The sequence below is a fragment of the Paraburkholderia translucens genome, from assembly GCF_020881035.1.
Classification (GTDB): domain Bacteria; phylum Pseudomonadota; class Gammaproteobacteria; order Burkholderiales; family Burkholderiaceae; genus Paraburkholderia; species Paraburkholderia translucens.
This window is the reverse complement of sequence record NZ_JAJITC010000013.1, coordinates 81,086-98,663: the sequence shown is the minus strand read 5'-3', so window position 1 is coordinate 98,663 and position 17,578 is coordinate 81,086. Positions and strand designations below refer to the sequence as shown.

The following is a 17,578-nucleotide window of genomic DNA, read 5'->3' as shown; positions in this document are numbered from 1 at the left end:
TTAGCGCACAAATAATTTCGAGCGCTATCGATATCGTGATTGAACAGAAGCGCACGAGCGCCTTAAGCCTGCGGCGGCAAAAGTGCCGAAAGCAGGCGGCGCAACTGCGCCAGTTCCGCCGGTGTCAGCCTTGCAGTGAGAATGCGCTCGACCTGTTCGACTCGCGGACGCAAGGCCGCCAGCTTCTTCTTACCGGCGGTGGTGAGAAACAGAACGTAACTGCGTTTGTCCACAGGATCGTCGGCGCGCTCGATCAGGCCATTGCGCACCATACGTGCAACGAGATCGGCGATCGTCGAACGATCCACATCGAGTTTGTCTCCGAGTTGCCGCTGACTGACGCCGGGAGTGTCGTGCAAGACCTCGAGCGCCGCGTACTGCACGCTCGTGATCTCCGTGGAAACCTCGCTTAGCCAGACTGCTGCATGGCGCTGTTGGGCACGGCGCACCAGGCTGCCGGTGAATTTGGGGAGCGCGCCGGCGTCTTCAGATTTGATCGGCAATTTCGGAGTTTCGGGATTCGAGTGGTTTAACGCGCGCGAAAGATGGGCCGGAAGAAGGCGTTCAGTTCCGCGTACGCATTCAATGGAAGAACATGGGCCACGTATTGATCGGGACGGACGAGAACCAGCGCGCCTCGTTCGCGATCGATGCCGCGCTCGTCGAAGATATCAGTCGTCGCGTCGCTCGTAAATGCCTTTTCATAGTCGATGAGGCCGTGGCGCCCCTTGCGCGGCAGCAGAAGCGCAGGCAAAGCGTCGAGACGGACTTCGCGATGCGGCTGCTGCAGAACCGCGCGCAGATCGAGGACGCTGTCGACGTCGGCGTCCTTCGGCGTGACGCGCCGCAAAACCGAATCGGGCGACGTGTCGAGATGCTCGCACAGCGCATTGAGCGCACGGCCGGACGCGTCCGCGAAAGCATACAGGCGCCAGCGGCCATCCGCGCGGCCGGCGTGCCCCAAATGGAACGGCTTGGCATCCGCGAGGCGAACGACCGGCGACGAGTGAAAGCGCGTGCCGATCGTAAAGCCTTTGGCGAGCGCCTGATGTGTCGCTTCGCCGGTGAGCGTGCCTGGCCGGTAACGCGTGGCGACGCCAGCCGTGTAACGGCCAGCGCGAACGAAGTATGCCTGAAGCTCGGCGGGATCGACGCCGCCTGCTTCGGGCTGGCTGGGGTCTTTCGGCGGAGCGGCCATCATCGCCGACCATTCCTTGTCGAAATCGATCAGCTCCTGCGCAACCGGTTGGCGCTCGTCCGAATACGTGTGCAGCAGATCGGCGCCGCTACGCCCCTCCAGCACCGCGCCGAGCTTCCAGCCGAGGTTGAAGCCGTCCTGCATCGACACGTTCATGCCTTGGCCCGCTTTTGCGCTATGCGTATGGCACGCATCGCCCGCGATGAACACGCGCGGTTCGCGGCAGGTGCCGTCGGCGGCAATGGCGTCGTCGAAGCGGTCGGTGAGGCGCTGCCCGACCTCATAGACCGAGAACCACGCCACCTCTTTCACGTCGAGCGTATAGGGATGGAGAATGCGCTGCGCCGTCTCGATGATGCGATCCACCGTGATCTGTTTGATGCTGTCCCGGTTCTCCGGGGTGACATCGCCGAGGTCGACGTAGAAGCGGACAAGATAGCCGCCTTCGCGCGGGATGATGAGCAGGTTGCCCTTGCTCGCGGATTGAATCGCCGCTTTGAGCCGGATGTCCGGAAAGTCGCTGACGGCCAGCGCGTCCATCACGCCCCACGCGTGGTTGGCCGCGTCACCCCGCAGCGTTTGTCCGATGGCGCCGCGTACCCGGCTGCGCGCGCCGTCACAACCGACGACATAGCGCGCGCGCACGGTCATGGTTTCGTCGAGTCGCGCCGGATCGGTATGGCGCAACGTGACAAGCACCGGATATTCATGCGTATCGTCGCGCTGAACGTCGACGACTTCGAGACCGTAATCCGGTTCGATCCGTCGCGCGGAGCGGCGCATCACATCGAGCAGATATTCCTGGATGCGTGCCTGATTGACGATGACGTGCGGAAACTCCGAAAGACCTGTTTCGGTATCCTGAACGCGACCGGTACGGCTGATCACGCCGCGGTCGTTTGCATCGGGGCGCCAGAATACCGTTTCGTTGACCCAATAGGCTTCCTGCAGAAGGCGATCACTGAGGCCGAATGCATTGAACATCTCGACGGTCCGGCACGCTACGCCATCTGCCTGGCCCATCTTCAGGGGGCCTTCGCGGCGCTCGACGATGCGCGTGCTGATCGACGGGAATTGCGCCAATTGCGCCGCCAGCACGAGTCCGGCAGGGCCGCTTCCGACGATGAGCACGTCGACCGTCCCGGGGATCTGCGCCGCATGGCCGTTGCCGATGGCGGGCTCGATCGTGGGATCGCCGACGCGAAAACCGTTGAGATGAAACTGCATGACATCCTCCTCCGTTCTGTAGATATCTACTGAACGGAAATATACTCCGTACACCAACCATTTTGAAGTGCTTCCTGCGAGGATAGATGTTTACCCTGGCGGGGGGTGCGATCTGGATTTTCGGGGAGGCCGGTCAATGCATCGACGCACGGCATGCGGAAGCGCCGCGATGACGGGTGTACTGCAGACGAATCAATCCCTTGTCATGCGCGAGCGAACGTCGGGCTGTGGTGCTTCGCCATCGCATATGTCGTTAGCTTCGCGACGCTCCAATCTATCGGCCATGCCAACCGCCGCCGTGGCCACCCCAGTAGCCGCCAACGCCGATACCCAGACTGACGGAGGGGGCGACGTAATACCCGGGACCATAGCCATAGACAGGCGCTGGCTCGTAACCGTAGCCATAGCTCGGCGGCGGAGCGACGACGCAGCCCGCCAGGCCAATCGCAAGGACTATTGCCAGGAGTAGTCTGGTCATGATTCTTTCCCTCCGGTCATCGAGGATGAGCAGTACGAGCAATCGATATACCCGGGCGAATACCCCCCATCGTTGCACTTGAACAGCGTGCAGGTCGCATGCTAGATTGCACTGTTAGCGGTAACATCCGCACCTCAGAAAAGATCCCTCCCCATGAGCACTATTCAAAATCCAGTTCTGCGCGGCTTCAACCCCGATCCTTGTGTATGCCGTGGCAAGAATGCGTGGTACATCGCGGTGTCAACATTCGAGTGGTATCCCGGTGTTCTCATTTACGAATCGGAAGACTTCGTCAACTGGGAACTCAAGGCCGCGCCTCTGGACAGGCTATCGCAACTGAACCTCATCGGGGAGCAGCCTTCCGGGGGCATATGGGCGCCCGCGCTGTCCTATCACGACGGACTTTATTGGCTCGTCTATACGGACACCAAGGCATGGAAAGGCGAGCAGAAGATCTCCCCGCTGCGTGACATGCATAACTATCTCGTGACCGCCCCGGACATCACCGGACCTTGGTCGGAGCCCGTGCATCTCGTGTCCGGCGGATACGATCCATCCCTGTTCCACGACGAATCCGGAAAAAAGTGGCTGGCTTATATCCGGCGCGATTTCAGGGGTATCCACGAGGACCTGTTCGCCGGGATCATTCTGCGCGAATACTCGGTGCAGGAAAGAAAGCTGGTCGGCGAAGAGCGCGTCATTTATGAAGGCGCCAATCTGAAGACCGATTACTTCATGAAGTGCCAGATCTACGAAGCGCCGCATTTGCTGAAGAAGGGAGACTGGTACTACCTGATCACGGCGGAAGGGGGCACGGGCTATACGCATGCGACGTGTGTATCCAGATCTCGCGATCTTTTCGGTCCGTACGAGCTTCATCCCGACACGCCGATGCTCACATCGCGCGACGTGAATGGGCGAATTCAGCGGACCGGTCACGGCAATCTGGTGGAGGGTCCGCACGGGCAGTGGTACATGACCTACCTCGGATCGCGGCCAATCGATGCTCGCACGAAGCGCTCGCCGCTAGGTCGCGAGACCTGCGTCGCACCGATCGAATGGCATGCCGACTGGCCCCGTCTGGCCAGCGGCGGAGTGGTTCCCGCAGAATCTTTCACGATCGACTCGAACATCGAGCAAAGGCTCGACAGCAGTTGGGCGATAGATTTCGGGCAACGTGCCGAATTACCCCTGGAACTGCAGAGTCTGCGCATTCCCATCAGCGACGACTGGTGCAATCTTCACGAACGTCCGGGCTATTTGCGCATCCGGGGCCAGGAGTCGCCGACTTCGCGGTTCCACCAAAGCCTGCTGGCCTGTCGCATTCGCGACTGGCAATTCGAAGTCGAGACGGAGCTTGAATTTTCGCCTCGGTCGTATCTGCACATGGCTGGGCTCATGGCGCGTTACGACGAGAACACCTTCTACTATCTGTTCGTCACCCGCGACGATGACGGCACAAAAATACTGTCCTACATGGAGATGGATGCCGGCAGCTTCGCCTACAGCAATCGACTCGCGACGTTGCCCGAGGACTCCCGGATCGGTCTGCGGGTTCGCGTCGTGGACGCGAAGCTGCGCTTTTTCCATCGCTCGACGGACGGTGACTGGAACGATCTCGGACTGGAAAAGGACTTCACGAAACTGAGCGATGAATATGCAACCCCGATCGGCTTCACAGGGGCTTTCGCCGGTATCACCGTCAACGACATGCTTGGCTTTCGCGAACCTGCCGATTTCAAGTCATTCTCCTACCGTCAACTGACCGGCTAGAACCGGGATCTCGTGTCGTCGCTGTAGTTTGATAATAAGGAGGGCCTCATGCGCTTTCGTTGGAGACATCGCTATCTCGTGCTGCTGATCCTGTTTGCAATCTATCTGCTCTGTTACATGGACAGAATGATCATGGCAGCGGCTATTCCATTTATTGCGGCCGAGTTTCATCTGTCGGCGATGGAAATGGGAGGGATCCTCAGTGCGTTCTTCTTCAGCTACGCGCTATGTCAGATTCCGGCTGGCCTGCTCGCAGACAGGTTCGGCCCGCGGCTGATGACCACAATAGGCATCACCTGGTGGACGATCTTCACCGCGCTAACCGGACTATGCAATTCGCTCGGCTTGATGGTGGTCGTGCGGGTTGCGTTCGGCATCGGCGAGGCGCTCTTTCCCCCCGCCGCGTTCAAGGCGCTGTCGGCATGGTTCCCCAAACGCGAAGTGGGACGGGCGACCGGGCTCATGATGACCACCAATGCGCTCGGACCCGCGCTGGCGCCGCTGTTCGTGGCGGCCGTCATGGCCGCGTGGGGTTGGCGCGCGATTTTCACGAGTCTTTTCATACCCGGCATCGCGATGGCCGTATTCGGCTGGATCTATATCAGAAACAGCCCGAAGGACAGCAAGCACGTTTCGGAAATCGAATTAGAGGAAATCGGCAACAGCGAAAAGAAAGTGTCTGAATCCGCGAGCAAAGCGGATTTTGCTGGATTGATGAAAACACCGCTGGTCTGGTGGTGCTTTGTTACCTTGTTCGTTTTCAGCATCGCGTCGTGGGGAATCATGAGCTGGTTCCCGACGTATCTGCTGAAGGCACGCGGCCTTTCGACGGCGAGAATGGGCATTATGGCATCGGTGCCGTTTCTCGTCGGCACGATCGCCTATTGCATCACCGGCTTTCTTTCCGATAGGTTCTTTCGCAATCGTCGCGAATTGCTTGTCGTGCTCGGCTGCATCGTGGCCGCCATTTTTGCCTATCTGACGGCTCATGCCGAGACCGCGGAAACGGCAGTGTTCTATCAGACGATCGGTTATTTCTTCTCGACCATGGCTGGTTGTTCCCTGTACACCATTCCGAACGTCGCGCTGCCAAACAAGGTTGTCGGGTCGGCAATCGGCTTTGTCAATGCAGCGGGTCAACTGGCGGGATTTCTTTCTCCGCTGATCGTCGGTTACATCCTGACCATGACGAATAACGACTTCAATGTCGTGTTCCACCTCTTCGTCGGCTGCTTTTTGCTGGCTTCGGTGTCCGCATGGTTCATCAATACGAGGATGGACCTCAGCGGTACCGACGCGCAGACCGCCGGGACAGACGTGAGCGCGCGGAACCAGACTGCGGGATAAGCGGAGCGGCCCGGGCCTCAGCTGTAGATGCGTCCACGGGCTGACGAAAATGCTTGCCGCGTTCGCTAGTTCGATCGGAGGGGCGTGCAATCACGATCAATCCCACCGCGCCGATAGCATTCAGCACCACCGTGTAGAGACTCACTGCGACGACGTCCTGAACGCCGGAATCGCGGAGCAAGGGCGCTGAGAAGTTGAGCGTCAGCGAGGCACCGGTGAGCGAGAACTCGCGGCTGCGAATGTATTCACCACAACGCGCTGCCCGGCCTCGATAGCTGACGGCGAAGGCGGATCAATGCCGCCCATTTTTGACCGGCAATATCGAAAAAACATGCGGCTGAAAATGAGATGCGTGAAACCATTATAAACATTCGTCAAATCGGCTCTATTCCAAATCAAAACCGTTGACCGCGACTCGTCTGGATGATTAATTCTTTAGGTGTTGTCAGGTGGAGAGGAGGTCGCATGGAACAGCTTGTACCTACATAATCCTCATCGCAATTATCGTCAATGCAACTGACGATAGTTCATGAATGCGCGCATTTCATGGACACATTTGGTTCCTTGGACTATCCTGGGGCATATGGGTACACGGCTTGTACTTGGCTCGCCAGCAATCACCCTGATCGCGCCATAACCCGGGTACTGCCAATGTTTTTATTGCGAAGCAAGCCGAGAACCGTCGTTCCGTTGTCTGCGTAGAAGGACACGGTAGCCAACCTTTCTTCATCTACCTGCCTTGCTGTCTTCGTGCCGGGCGATAGTCGAAACGGAAGACGGTCAACTTGCATTTCCGAAGAACAGCTATCTGTTCGACGAGGCGCAAGACGCACGTATAAGTCTGCTCGTCTCGTACTTTGCGTTTGAGCGCGGACGGTTCAAGCCGACTAACAAGGAAATCCGTCTTTTATTCGCCAGCCCGGAAAATCCGCTCAAGTTTTCACGGCAAGGCGAATTACGCGAGAGCACGCCATAGTGCATTCTTGGTGCATCGCGTTCCGCGCCGCACCAAGTCTCATGACGATCCAAACGAGGACGGGCAGACTTCGCTCGTCGTCGCCCGGCTTCCTGTGCAGCCTCAGTCATTCAGCCTGCTTTAGGGAACTGCCGGTGCCCGACTGCCGATTCGGATGGCGGGGCGTCGCTCGGGCGCAGTTCCGAGTCTTGGATGGGGAATCACACCCCGACGCCGGGCATGAACGAGGGGGCCGAGGCTCCCGAGCTTTCATGTACAAAAACTACATTTCGAGCGTTGCAAGCATGTAGTTTATCTACTATTATTGCCTCGTCGGTCGATTCGCCGACTGCGCGATGCCTGCCTGACGCAGTGCGCGTGCGCTTGCCGCACGCGACGAACGAGTTCCGATCGTCCATTTGTACCGTCGTATGTTACCGATAACGTAAACCCGCAAAAATGCAGATCTGATGCAGCCGTCAGGATCTCGGCAATGTTTCGGGTCATGCGGCGTGCATTCTGCATTCATTGTCTTCAAATTAATTAGTCGTACTAAAGCGAGTTGGGAAAAAATCGCGGCCTGATGCGAAGCGCATTTTTGCCTGACGAACCAATGGCAATCAGTTCTGCAAACCAATGGCTGGTGGTGCGAGACGGCTATTGGGGTTATTCACATTCCTCGCGGACATGACAATCATGGATGGAAAGAATGACGAAACGAATTGCTGTAGTGACCGGCGGTATGGGTGGTCTGGGCGAGGCAATTAGTATGAAGTTGCACGATGCAGGCTATGCGGTTGTTGTCACGCACTCGCCGAACAATACCGGCTCAGCGGCATGGCTGGCGAACATGGAAAGTCAGGGCAGGAATTTTCGCGCGTATCCGGTTGATGTGGCCGACTACGATTCATGCCAGGGCTGTGCTGCCCGAATCCAGCGTGAAGTCGGTCCGGTTGACATTCTGGTGAACAACGCCGGCATCACCCAGGACATGACACTGCGGAAGATGGACAAGGTGAGTTGGGACGCAGTTATCCGTACCAACCTGGATTCGGTGTTCAACATGACGAAGCCGCTGTGCGAAGAGATGGTCGCACGCGGCTGGGGACGCATCGTCAATATTTCGTCGGTCAACGGCTCGAAAGGCTCGATCGGCCAAACCAACTACGCCGCGGCCAAGGCCGGCATGCACGGTTTCACGAAATCGCTGGCGCTGGAAGTGGCGCGCAAAGGCGTTACGGTCAACACGATTTCGCCGGGCTACCTGGCGACGAAGATGGTGACGGCGATTCCGCAGGAAATCCTCGATACGAAGATCCTGCCGCATATTCCTGTGGGGCGTCTGGGCAAGCCCGACGAAGTGGCGGCGCTCGTGCTTTATCTCTGCTCGGACGATGCCGGCTTCGTGACCGGTGCCAATGTTGCGATCAACGGCGGCCAGCACATGCAGTAACCATACCGCCATGCCCGCCTGAGCCGCCCACGCAACACCCTATGCCTCCTCACGAGGAACATGACATGAGTGAAACCTGGATGGGCCTGATTATCGGAGGCTCGGCCCTTTGTATCGCGATGTTCGTGGTGATTGGTCTCTATCGCCGTGAGCGGACGCGGGCACGGATGCTACGAGATCTGAATGATCAGTTGTTCAGACAGGACACTCCCAAACCTGATATCGGAAGAAACAGGCTCAACTGATGCCTGGCGTACGGACCGGACCCGGCCGGTCAGCACATCGAGAATAGTGGATGAAGCCAACAAACAAAAAACCATCTGGAGACAGGGAGAGCCCTTATACGCCCCAGACTGCCGAGGATGCTATTTCCCATCTCGAACGGATCCTGTCATCCGACGCAGCAGCGTCATTGTTCAGCCGGTCCTACTGGCGCGCGCGTGTTCAGCAGGTGAGTGCGACAAGAGGGCTGACTCCGCTGCAGAACGCAAGGCTTGTCAGACTGCTGGAGTCCCTTCCGATCCTGGCTCCGGACGAAGATCCATCGTAGAGCCGAACCCTCATGCGAGCCGAAGAACTGCCGTTCCGACAGTCTACGGCTCGCATCCCTCAACCTTTGTATTTACCCCAGTTCGAATGAACTCACGCCGAACACGCGTTGCACGGGAATATCCGGCGGCGTGCCGGTGTACATTCGCGCCGTTTCGAACGTGCTAACCATGCCGTTGCGTTCTGCGAGTGCTACGGCGGCGGCGTTGACCTCCGGCACGTCGAATGCAATCACTTCACCTGCGACACTTGCGACCAGTCCGTCGAACAGATCACTGGCAATCTGCGCGTTGTCCGCAAAGAGCGGACCGAGCTTGTAGCCGGTCCTGCAACGACGCAGCACACCGTACCCTCTGATCTGAGCGTCACGGACATCCGCCAGTGCCAGCGCTTGCGGTTGCGCGATCCAGCCCGCGAGGAACCGGGAACGGGTAGCCGAAAAACATGCGCTGTCGTAGGCAAGGAGCTGCGCGAAGGGTACGTCACGCGCGTTCGTCAGGTTTGGCGCCGACGAACTTCGCGCAACGCCCTGGAAGCGGATGTTGCGATACGCGAGCTGGAAGCCGGATTTCTTATAGTTCTGCTGCTGGGCAACGACGCCGTCCAGGCCGATCGTACGATTTCCCAGATAGTGCATGGCGCGCTGCCAGGTGCGCAGACCGAACCCTCTGGAGCGAAACGCTGGTTTGACGATGTAGAGGCCAATGAAACCGAAGCGCTCGTCGTAGGCGACTGCCGAGATGCACGCCACCGGTTCTTCGTGCCAGGTGCCGATGAAAAAGCCATTTGGGTCTGCAGTCCAGAAGCATTGCGCGTCGGCGAGGCCGGGGTTCCAGCCCTCTGCCGCAGCCCATTCGATCGCCAGATCGACCTCGCTGGACGACATGTTGCGCACAAGGAAATCGCTACGATCATCCATGAGGGGAATTCCAGTAATGAGGCGGGTCGTCAAATCGTTACTGGTTTTTATCATACAACCCGGATTTGTCATGAATGACCGTGCCGTTCATAGCTGTTTGAACACACCGCCCGCCACCTTGCGCAATTCGTCGAACTGCGTGACGAGTTCGAGGCACACAATAAAGGCCAGCATCGCTGACGGTCCCGGCCAGCGTTCGATCCATCGCAGCATCGGAGCCGCGTAGCGCACGCGGATCGCATCTCGCGTCATGATCAAGGCAATCACGATTCCCACGGCGGCACCCACCAGCAAATCGGTTGGGTAGTGATAGCCGAGATAGGCGCGCGGAAGGCAAACGAACAGCGCGGTATAGAGAATCGCCAGCACACCGATCCCGCGCCACACAAGGAAGATGCCGATAGCGACCGCCATCCATAGCATCGCGTGATCGCTCGGGAAGGAACTCCAGGCTGTCAGCTGTGCGTCCTTGATGTCGCCGTGTGGAAAGTGCAGATACAGTTCGGGGCTATAGATGGGGCGTACCCGGAACGGCAACCAGTGAGTCAGCAGTCTGCCGACGAAGAGCGCCACGATGCCGCTAAGCAGTGTCGCAAGAACCATTTCCCTGCGCCATTCGCGGCGCTCGTCTTGCTGAAACCACATCCACCACAGCACAGGAATGAGTACGAGGCCTTTGAAGCTGTACAGGTCGGCGATGGCCCGTATGGATTGGGTCGCGAAGTGACCGAAGTGCAGGTTAGACAAATATGTTTCGATGGACGAATCGAAGCTATTCATTTTTTTGTAAGAAAATTAGAGTATTCGCAAAATGAGACTAGGATAGTCCATTCGGAGCGTCGCATTTTGCGGTGCTTACTTTCACTGACAACCTTTACCGAGTTTTTTCATTGCTAACTTTTCAGTGACGGCTTCGAAGCGGGCTGACCGTGAAAAATCCCGCGCGTCGACTCGTTTAACTTCGGTAACAGGTTCCCGCTGACAAATGCCGATCAGGTTCCGTCATGGAAAATGCCGATTTGCCGTTACCCCGGTTGCCCACGTGATCATGCGACGCCTGCATCTGCTCGAAATCGAAGACGAGCCGTGGTGCCCGCGGGCCATCCGTGACGGCGCGACCGACTGGCTGCACTTCCTGGCCAATGCCCACAAGGGATTCAACGTCATCGCAGTCAGGCTGCGCGAGGCAATGCGACGGGTCGGCAGCGACCGCATCGTCGATCTCTGCTCGGGCGGCGGCGGCCCGTGGCAGACGCTTGCTCCATTGCTCGCGCGGACCGGATGCGTGACGGTGCTATTGACGGACTTCTATCCCAATCGCGCCGCGCACGAGCGGGTATCTACCGCGTCGAACCACCGCGTCGCCTATGTGAGCGAACCGGTGGATGCGATGGACGTACCGTCGAGATTCGACGGCGTGCGCACCATGTTCAACGCGTTCCACCATTTTCGGCCACACGATGCGCGAGCGATCCTCGCCGATGCCGTGACGAAGCGCCGCGCAATCGTCATCGTCGAGGGCGCTGACCATCGCCTGCTCGGTATCCTGTTCATTCTGCTGATGCCGCCGATGATGCTCGCGCTGACTCCGCTGATCCGACCGTTTCGCTGGTCGCGACTCGGGCTTACCTATGTCCTCCCGGCCATCCCGCTGCTGTGTCTGTTCGACGGCATCGTTTCGATGCTGCGCATTTACAGTCCCGACGAATTGCGTGAGATGGTCGCGAGCATCCCGAACGAGCAGAGCTTCGAATGGGACATCGGCACGCAGCCGGTGCAGGGATCGCCGCTCGGTCTCACTTACCTTGTCGGCGTTCCCCGGGAGCCCGCAGGCTGATCACTTGCGTGCCAGGTGCTCGGGTGTGGCGTTGCTGGCCGCCGGCAACTCGCCCATCGCCTGAAACAGCGTTGCCGTTTCGCTCAGACGCCGGCCGATCAGCCGGATTTCTTCGAGCCTCGCCGCTTCGTACTGCTGCTCGCCGCTTCGCGCGGAGGAAGCGGGCAGCGCGCCGAGACGATGGCGTGAGGCGGCTTCCCCGAACGCCTCGCGTGCGGCGCGGGTAGCGACACTCGCGGCCTCGAGTGCCTGCGCGTCGTGTTCGAGCGACGCGAGCGTGTCCGCGACGTTTTCGAACGCGGCCAGCACGGTCTGCTTGTATTCGAATACGGCGGCCTCGTAGGCGTCGATTGCCGCGCGCCGCTGCGCGATGAGCGCGCCGCCATGAAAAAGCGCTTGTGACAAGGTCGCGCCGATGCTCCAGATCGCGCCGGCGCCCGACAGCGCAAGCGGCCAGCTGAACCCGCCTTGTCCCATCGACGCAGTCAGCGTCAGGCTCGGAAAGAGCTGCGCCGTTGCGACGCCGACATCGGCTGCGGCGGCTTTGAGCGCCGCCTCGGCGGCCTCGATGTCGGGCCGTGTGCGCAACAGATCGGATGGCAATACGACGGGCAGGTCCTGGGGCAGATGCAGGCTCGCCAGATCGGGCTCGGGCGGCGCAGCGTCGGGCGTGCGGCCAAGCAGAACGGCAAGCGCATGTCGAGTCACCGTGAGCCGTTGCCGCAACTCGGCCACGCTGACCTCGAGCGTGGCCATGCTTTGCCGCGCGGCCAACACGTCGCCGTGCGTCAGCGATCCGAGTTCGTAATGCCGTTCGGCATCGTGAGCCTGATCGCCCGCAAGCGCGATCGATCGCTCGGTCGCATCGATCTCGGCGCGCAGCATCGCCGCATCGATGGTCGCCGTGACGATGTTGGTGGCCAGTGCGCGCCGCGCGGCTTCGCGTCGATACGCTTCGATGTCGACCCGCGCGGAACGGGCCGCGTTCGCCTCGCGCACCGCGCCGAACAGGTCGAACGTGTATTGCGCCTGGACGACGCCGATGAACTCGTTGTAAAGCAGCGTATTCGGCCCGCCAGGGACTGGAATGCCGAGATCGCGCCCGCGCGACGCCTGCCCGGCCAGGTCGACCGTCGGCAGCAGCGAGCTGCGGTTTTGGCCCCGCACTTGTTCGTGGGCGGCGGCGAGGCGCTTGTCGGCGGCAGCGAGCGTCGGGCTGTTGCGCAAGCCTTCATCGACGAGATCATTCAACGTTGTCGATTCAAATAGCCGCCACCATTCCGGCGCCGGTTGCGCGCCGATGGTGAAGCGCTGCGCGACACCGAGCGCCTCGACCGTTTGCGCGGGCTGCGGCTCGACGCCGTAATGAACGGGAACGGGCATCGCAGGCGGCTCGCCGCTCGGACCGAACGCGCATGCGCCAAGCCCGATCGTCGCGGCGGCACCGAACGCCGCGCGCCAACGATGGATCGCCGAGGCCGGCCCGACAGGGAGGTTGCAGTCTGTGCCCACGATCAACTCCACGTATATTTGACTGTCGCGGGAGCGGTTCGCGCGCCGCGCTCGCCGTGCCGCACCTTGAACGCGGTCGCGTATAGCGCGGGCAAAAAGAACAGCGTCAACACGGTGGCGCCCGCAATGCCGCCCATCAGGGCGGTCGCCATCGGTCCGAAGAAAGCCGAACGCAGCAGCGGGATCAGGGCGAGCACGGCGGCCGCGGCGGTCAGCATGATCGGGCGGAATCGCCTGAGCGTTGCGCCAATGATCGCGTCGAAGCGCGCGTGGCCCGTGGCGATATCGCGTTCGATCTGATCGACGAGAATGACCGAGTTGCGCATGATGATGCCGGACATCGCAATCACGCCGAGCATTGCCACGAAGCCGAACGGCTTGCCGAACAGCAGCAGCGCCGCGACCACGCCGATCAGCCCGAGCGGCGCGGTGAGCACGACCATCAGCACGCGCACGAAGCTGCGCAGTTGAATCATCAGCAGCGTGAGCACCACGACGAGCATCAGCGGAAGCTGCGCGATCACCGACGCCTGCGCGTTGCCGCTGATCTCGCCCGCACCGCCGGTCTCGATCCGGTAGCCGATCGGCAGCGACGCGCGCAGCGGCGCGAGCGTCCGGTCGATCGCCTGGATCACGTCGAGGTCCAACGCGTGGCCGCGCACGTCGGCCTGGACCGTGATCGTCGGTTGACGGTCGCGGTCCCAGATCACCGCGTATTCGAGCTCGTTGTTCAGATGTCCGATCGCGCCGAGCGGAACGGGGCCGTTCGGCGTCGGCATCGCGAGGTTCACGATCCCGGCGGGATCGATCCGCTCTCGCTGCGGCGCGCGCAGGTCGACGCTGATCAATCTGTCGCGAACCCGGAACTGCGTGAACGTATAGCCCGACAGCGTCATCGCGAGGAAGCTCCCCACGTCTTCCGATGAGACGCCCCGCTCGCGCGCCTTCTGCTGGTCGATCTCGAAGCGCACCGAGCGTTCGCCGGGTTCGTCCCAGTCGAAATGGACGCCCGTCGTGCGGTCGTCGTCTTTCATGATCGCCGCGACTTTTTCCGCGATCTCGCGCACGATGCCGAGATCGCTCCCGCTGACGCGAAACTGCACCGGATAGCCGACCGAGGGGCCGGTCTCGAGCGGCGAAACGCGCGTGCGCACGGCGGGAAACCCCTTTTGCAGAGTGCCCGCAAGCCAGCGTTCGAGCTTCGCGCGGTCGTCGACGGACTTTGCGGTAACCACGAACTGAGCGAAGTTGGGCTGCGTCAGCTGGACGTCGAGCGGCAGATAGAACCGGGGTGCGCCCGCGCCGACGAAGTCGACCAGATGATCGATCTCGGGCCGGCCAGCCAGCGTCCTTTCGAGCCGCGCGGCTTCGCGCAGCGTCGCTTCGAACGACGCGCCTTCGGGCAGCCGCACGTCGATGAGCAGTTCGGGCCGCTCGGAGCTTGGAAAGAACTGTTGCGGCACGAACGCAAAGCCGGCCAGCGCGGCAACGAACAATGCAGCCGTGATACCGAGCACGGCGAGACGCCGCTTCACGCACCAGGCGATGCAGTCGCGCAGGCGGCGATGAAAGCGGGTGGCGGGCAGCGCCGCCACCGTGGCCGGGCCCGTCTGCCTGTCATCGTGTTCGCGGGTTTCAGGAGCCGCTTGGCGCACAGGCCCGCGTGCTGTGTGCTTGCGATGGGGCAGCAGGTGATAGCCGAGCAACGGAATCAGCACGACTGCCGCGAACCACGATGCGATCAGCGCAATCGCCGACACCTGAAAGATCGAGCGCGTGTATTCGCCGGTCGCCGATTTTGCCAGCGCAATCGGCAGGAATCCCGCCACCGTGACCAAAGTCCCCGTCAGCATCGGAAACGCGGTGCTGCTGTAGGCGAACGCCGCGGCTTTTGCGCGGCACCATCCCTGTTCGAGCTTCACGGCCATCATTTCGACTGCGATGATCGCATCGTCGACGAGCAGGCCCAGCGCAAGGACGAGCGTGCCGAGCGAGATCTTGTGCAAGCCGATGTCGAACCCATCCATGCAGAGCGCGGTGAACGCAAGCACGACCGGAATCGAGACCGCCACCACCACCCCGGCGCGCCAGCCCAGTGAGATGAGGCTCACGGCCAGCACGATCGCGATGGCTTCGGCGGCGGCCTCCAAAAAAGCATTGACCGAATGCGAGACCGCGTGCGGCATGCTCGACACTTCGACGAGCTTCAGTCCTGCGGGCAGACGCGCGCGCAATTCGGCGGTCTGCGCGTCGAGCCGCTTGCCGAGCTGAATGACATCGCCGCCAGCCTGCATCGTGATGCCGATGGCGAGCACGGCGCTGCCGCCGGTGCGGACCTGCGAGACGGGCGGATCGTCGTAGCCGCGCTTGATCGTCGCGATGTCACCGAGGCGAACGAGGCGATGGTTGATGTCGATCAGCGTGTCTGCCATCGCCTTCAGGTCGGTGAACTGGCCGCTCGGGCGCACATACACGCGGTCGAACGCGGTGGTCAGCGTGCCGCTCGGCGTGACCGCGTTTTGCGCGTTGATCGCCCGCGCGAGCTGTTGCGGCGTGATACTGAGCCGCGTCAATTGCGCGTTGGGAATCTCGATCGTGATGTGCTCGTCGGGGTCGCCGAAATAGTCGACCTTCGCGACGCCAGGCACGCGCAGCAGCACGCTGCGAAGCTCGTCGGCGTAGTCGTGCAATTGGGCCGGGGAGAACCCGTCGCCCGCGAGCGTATAGATGTTCGTGTAGACGTCGCCGAACTCGTCGTCGAAGTACGGCCCCCGCACACCTGCCGGAAGCGTATCGGCGATGTCGCCCACTTTCTTGCGCACCTGATACCACGTCTCGCGCACCTCGCTCACCGGCGCGGAATCTTTCATCGTGAAGACGATCAGCGATTCGCCGGGACGCGAGTAGCTGCGCAGATAGTCGAGATGGGGCGTTTCCTGGAGCTTGCGGCCGATCCGGTCGGTCACCTGTTCCTCGACCTGGCGGGCGGTCGCGCCGGGCCAGAAGGTCCGGATCACCATTGCGCGGAACGTGAACGGCGGGTCCTCGGATTGTCCGAGCCGGGAATAGGCGAGCACGCCGAACAAGGTCGTTAGCACGACGGCGAAGATGACGAGCGCCTGGTTGCGGATCGCCCACGCGGACAGGTTGAAGCGGCCCGTATCGTCCGCTGCCGGGCGCCGCGCTCCACCGGCTCCGCCGGACCCCTGGCCGAACAGCGCTTTCATGATGCGAAGTCCTCGGGATGCAACGGTGCGACCGCGCGCACGGTTTCGCCGGCGCTGACCGTATGCACCCCTTGCAGCACGACGCGTTCGCCGTCGGCGAGGCCTTGCGAAATGGAGATCGTGCGATCGTCGTAGCGGCCGACCTGAACCCGGCGCAGTTCCAGGGCATGGTCGCCCGGCCGAACGACCCAGACGGCCGGCGTGTTGCCCTCGTGAAACAGCGCGGTGGCGGGCAGTGTGATCGGATCGTCCGCTTGCGCCTCGCCCGCCGCCTCGGCGAAGGTGACGGTGGCCGTCATGCCGAGGTGAACCTCGGGACCGGGTGCATCGAGCGTCAGTTTCGCGCGATAGGTGCGGCTGCCGGGATCCGCGGCCGGCGACAGCTCCCGCACATGTGCCGCGTAGCGCTGGCCCGTGACGGCCGGCAGCGAGATGCTGGCCGCGCTGCCGACCGCCAGCGCCTTCAGCAGGCTCTCGGGCACGTCGCAGAGAATATCGACCTCGCCGGACCAGGCGAGGTGGTAGACCGCTTGTCCCGCCGCGACGTTCTGCCCGGTATCGGCGTCTTCACTGGTCACGACGCCTGCGTGGTCTGCCGTGAGGACCGTGTATTGCACCTGGCTCTTCAGCAGCGCGAACTGATCTACCGCCTGATCGCGCTGCGCGACGGCTGCCACGTACGCGTCCTGCGTTTGCTCGAGCTGCGCCGTCGCGATCAACTGTTCCTGGGCCTGCGCCCGGTCGCGATCGAGTTGCTGCTCGGCGAAGGTGAGCCGATGCTGCGCCGCCATCAATTGGGCCTGCGCGCTCGCGAGGCTGCGCTGCGCGTCGTCGGGATCGAGCCGCGCGATCACCTGGCCGGCCGTGACCGTGTCGCCGAGATGCACGTTGCGCGCGATCAGTTTGCCGGCGATGCGAAACGACACCGGCGTTGCATAGCGTGCGTTGACTTCGCCGGGCAGCGTCGCGAGAACGGGCCTGCTGTCGCGATGCACCGCCACGGCGATGACCGCACGCGGCAGCGTCACCTCGGCTTCTTTCGCATGACAGGCGGCGAGCGCGAGCGCGCCCGACACCGTCAGCATCATCCCGTGCCAGCGCAT

The 17,578-nt window shown here is 61.5% G+C and carries 13 protein-coding genes and 1 pseudogene; 5 read left to right on the top strand and 9 right to left on the bottom strand.

Going from position 1 to position 17,578, the window contains the following annotated elements:
• Positions 1–62 precede the first annotated feature (62 nt).
• The 3 genes from LJ655_RS22350 to LJ655_RS22340 form a co-directional block, all read right to left on the bottom strand.
• Positions 63–503 carry a MarR family winged helix-turn-helix transcriptional regulator gene (locus LJ655_RS22350; RefSeq protein ID WP_230563399.1) on the bottom strand — a complete coding sequence of 147 codons (441 nt, stop codon included), beginning with the start codon at positions 501–503 and terminating at the stop codon, positions 63–65.
• Positions 504–529: 26 nt separating this feature from the next.
• On the bottom strand, positions 530–2,425 hold the full coding sequence (locus LJ655_RS22345; protein WP_230563398.1) for an FAD-binding monooxygenase: 1,896 nt from the start codon (positions 2,423–2,425) through the stop codon (positions 530–532).
• Between the two features lie 274 nt (positions 2,426–2,699).
• Complete coding sequence (locus tag LJ655_RS22340; protein WP_230563397.1) at positions 2,700–2,903, bottom strand: hypothetical protein; 204 nt, start codon at positions 2,901–2,903, stop codon at positions 2,700–2,702.
• 153 nt (positions 2,904–3,056) lie between these two features.
• Here LJ655_RS22340 and LJ655_RS22335 point away from each other — a divergent pair, with 153 nt between their 5' ends.
• Both LJ655_RS22335 and LJ655_RS22330 read left to right on the top strand, forming a co-directional pair.
• Positions 3,057–4,676 (top strand): glycoside hydrolase family 43 protein, encoded by a 1,620-nt coding sequence (locus tag LJ655_RS22335; protein WP_230563396.1) that lies wholly within the window; start codon positions 3,057–3,059, stop codon positions 4,674–4,676.
• A gap of 78 nt (positions 4,677–4,754) precedes the next feature.
• Positions 4,755–6,023, top strand: a complete 1,269-nt coding sequence (locus LJ655_RS22330; RefSeq protein WP_230563395.1) for an MFS transporter — start codon at positions 4,755–4,757, stop codon at positions 6,021–6,023.
• A 46-nt stretch (positions 6,024–6,069) separates the two neighbouring features.
• Here LJ655_RS22330 and LJ655_RS22325 read toward each other — a convergent pair.
• Positions 6,070–6,249, bottom strand: a pseudogene (locus tag LJ655_RS22325) (MFS transporter); the annotation flags it as partial.
• 1,438 nt (positions 6,250–7,687) lie between these two features.
• Here LJ655_RS22325 and phbB point away from each other — a divergent pair.
• Positions 7,688–8,431 (top strand): acetoacetyl-CoA reductase, encoded by a 744-nt coding sequence (phbB, locus tag LJ655_RS22320; protein WP_230563394.1) that lies wholly within the window; start codon positions 7,688–7,690, stop codon positions 8,429–8,431.
• A gap of 65 nt (positions 8,432–8,496) precedes the next feature.
• Positions 8,497–8,676: a hypothetical protein gene (locus tag LJ655_RS22315; protein WP_230563393.1), complete on the top strand. Its 180-nt coding sequence runs from the start codon at positions 8,497–8,499 to the stop codon at positions 8,674–8,676.
• 377 nt (positions 8,677–9,053) lie between these two features.
• On the opposite strand, the gene LJ655_RS22310 is transcribed toward LJ655_RS22315, so the two are convergent.
• Both LJ655_RS22310 and LJ655_RS22305 read right to left on the bottom strand, forming a co-directional pair.
• A complete protein-coding gene (locus tag LJ655_RS22310) occupies positions 9,054–9,899 on the bottom strand; it encodes a GNAT family N-acetyltransferase (protein ID WP_230563477.1) in 846 nt (281 codons plus the stop codon).
• Between the two features lie 87 nt (positions 9,900–9,986).
• The gene (locus LJ655_RS22305; RefSeq protein WP_230563392.1) at positions 9,987–10,679 is read right to left on the bottom strand and encodes a phosphatase PAP2 family protein; all 693 of its coding nucleotides are present in this window, start codon (positions 10,677–10,679) and stop codon (positions 9,987–9,989) included.
• 268 nt (positions 10,680–10,947) lie between these two features.
• Between LJ655_RS22305 and LJ655_RS22300 the strand changes: the two genes are divergently transcribed.
• Positions 10,948–11,736 carry a class I SAM-dependent methyltransferase gene (locus LJ655_RS22300; protein ID WP_230563476.1) on the top strand — a complete coding sequence of 263 codons (789 nt, stop codon included), beginning with the start codon at positions 10,948–10,950 and terminating at the stop codon, positions 11,734–11,736.
• Here LJ655_RS22300 and LJ655_RS22295 read toward each other — a convergent pair whose 3' ends face one another.
• The 3 genes from LJ655_RS22295 to LJ655_RS22285 are packed head-to-tail and all read right to left on the bottom strand — an operon-like array spanning position 11,737 to position 17,578.
• Entirely contained in the window at positions 11,737–13,260 is a 1,524-nt protein-coding gene (locus LJ655_RS22295; RefSeq protein WP_425605831.1) for an efflux transporter outer membrane subunit, read from the bottom strand.
• Positions 13,251–16,475 carry an efflux RND transporter permease subunit gene (locus tag LJ655_RS22290; RefSeq protein WP_230563390.1) on the bottom strand — a complete coding sequence of 1,075 codons (3,225 nt, stop codon included), beginning with the start codon at positions 16,473–16,475 and terminating at the stop codon, positions 13,251–13,253. The genes LJ655_RS22295 and LJ655_RS22290 overlap by 10 nt, the downstream gene beginning before the upstream one ends.
• Positions 16,472–17,578, bottom strand: a complete 1,107-nt coding sequence (locus tag LJ655_RS22285) for an efflux RND transporter periplasmic adaptor subunit (protein WP_230563475.1) — start codon at positions 17,576–17,578, stop codon at positions 16,472–16,474. Before LJ655_RS22285 ends, LJ655_RS22290 begins: the two co-directional genes overlap by 4 nt.

Coding starts and splice junctions, on each gene's coding strand:
- LJ655_RS22305 (WP_230563392.1), bottom strand. CDS start 10,679: ATGAATAGCTTCGATTCGTCCATCGAAACATATTTGTCTAACCTGCAC.
- LJ655_RS22340 (WP_230563397.1), bottom strand. CDS start 2,903: ATGACCAGACTACTCCTGGCAATAGTCCTTGCGATTGGCCTGGCGGGC.
- phbB (WP_230563394.1), top strand. CDS start 7,688: ATGACGAAACGAATTGCTGTAGTGACCGGCGGTATGGGTGGTCTGGGC.
- LJ655_RS22290 (WP_230563390.1), bottom strand. CDS start 16,475: ATGAAAGCGCTGTTCGGCCAGGGGTCCGGCGGAGCCGGTGGAGCGCGG.
- LJ655_RS22285 (WP_230563475.1), bottom strand. CDS start 17,578: ATGCGCTGGCACGGGATGATGCTGACGGTGTCGGGCGCGCTCGCGCTC.
- LJ655_RS22335 (WP_230563396.1), top strand. CDS start 3,057: ATGAGCACTATTCAAAATCCAGTTCTGCGCGGCTTCAACCCCGATCCT.
- LJ655_RS22300 (WP_230563476.1), top strand. CDS start 10,948: ATGCGACGCCTGCATCTGCTCGAAATCGAAGACGAGCCGTGGTGCCCG.
- LJ655_RS22345 (WP_230563398.1), bottom strand. CDS start 2,425: ATGCAGTTTCATCTCAACGGTTTTCGCGTCGGCGATCCCACGATCGAG.
- LJ655_RS22310 (WP_230563477.1), bottom strand. CDS start 9,899: ATGGATGATCGTAGCGATTTCCTTGTGCGCAACATGTCGTCCAGCGAG.
- LJ655_RS22315 (WP_230563393.1), top strand. CDS start 8,497: ATGAGTGAAACCTGGATGGGCCTGATTATCGGAGGCTCGGCCCTTTGT.